Origin of the sequence: Geoanaerobacter pelophilus, assembly GCF_018476885.1 — a bacterium.
GTDB classification, from domain to species: domain Bacteria; phylum Desulfobacterota; class Desulfuromonadia; order Geobacterales; family DSM-12255; genus Geoanaerobacter; species Geoanaerobacter pelophilus.
The window spans coordinates 1-895 of sequence record NZ_JAHCVJ010000026.1; the positions used below are offsets into that span (position 1 = coordinate 1).

1 protein-coding gene is annotated in these 895 nt (G+C 64.0%); it reads left to right on the forward strand.

What is annotated here, in order from left to right:
- Window positions 1–42: 42 nt before the first annotated feature.
- Window positions 43–895, forward strand: an 853-nt coding sequence (locus tag KI809_RS20345; protein WP_246559547.1) for a fibronectin type III domain-containing protein, incomplete at its 3' end; no start/stop codon positions are given.

Consider the following 895-nt stretch of genomic DNA (forward strand, 5'->3'; position numbering starts at 1 on the left):
TCCGACGGGGGGCGCGCCCTGGGTGCGGCGACCACGAGCCCGATGCAAAAGTTCATGCACATCTCCCACTTGAACCCATCGAACACGAACTTCTGGGATTTTTTCAGCGGCACCCAGAACAAGCCCCGTTTCACCCCGCAGCTCGCCAAGTTCGGCGGCGGCAGCTACCGCATCCAGTTCAATCTCCCCCATTCCCCTCTGACTGCCGCACGCGACAGCTCAGCGTCGTTCAACACTAACGCCTACCTGGGCGCAGCCCCCCTCGACATGAACGTACCGGGTCCCGGCGGTCTGCCGGCAGCTCCGCGCGACGGCGGGTGGCACAGCTTCGAATTCTACGCCAAGCTGAACAGCGCAGGCGGGGTGGCCGACGGCGTCTCCAAGGTCTGGTACGACGGCGCCCTGATCAGCTCGACCACCAACGTGGTCTGGGTTCCTGCAGGCGATGACCCGGCCCAGTGGAAGTGGAATCACGCCTGGCTGGGCGGCAACAACGCCAACCTCTACCTTCCCGCCAACGAGCAGTGGTATGCCATAGACGACGTGGTGGTGAGCACCACCTACAGCGGCCCCCCGGCGCAGCCGGTGAGCCTTACCGCCGCAGCCGGCTCGGCAAACACCGTGAGCCTGCGCTGGAGCGCCGGCAGCAACGGGGTTGCCCACGCGGTTAACGGCTACCGCATCTACTACGGAAAGGACGCCGCCAACCTGAACATGAAAGTGGATGTGGGGAACGTGCAGCAGTACGACATCTCTTCCCTCGACCCCTCGACCAAGTACTACTTCGCAGTCTCCGCCTACAACAAGGGGAGCAACGACAGCAACGACAACGAAGGGATGCGCTCGGTAACGGCAAGCGCGACCACCGTTTCCGGCACGGTTGCCACGACACCCA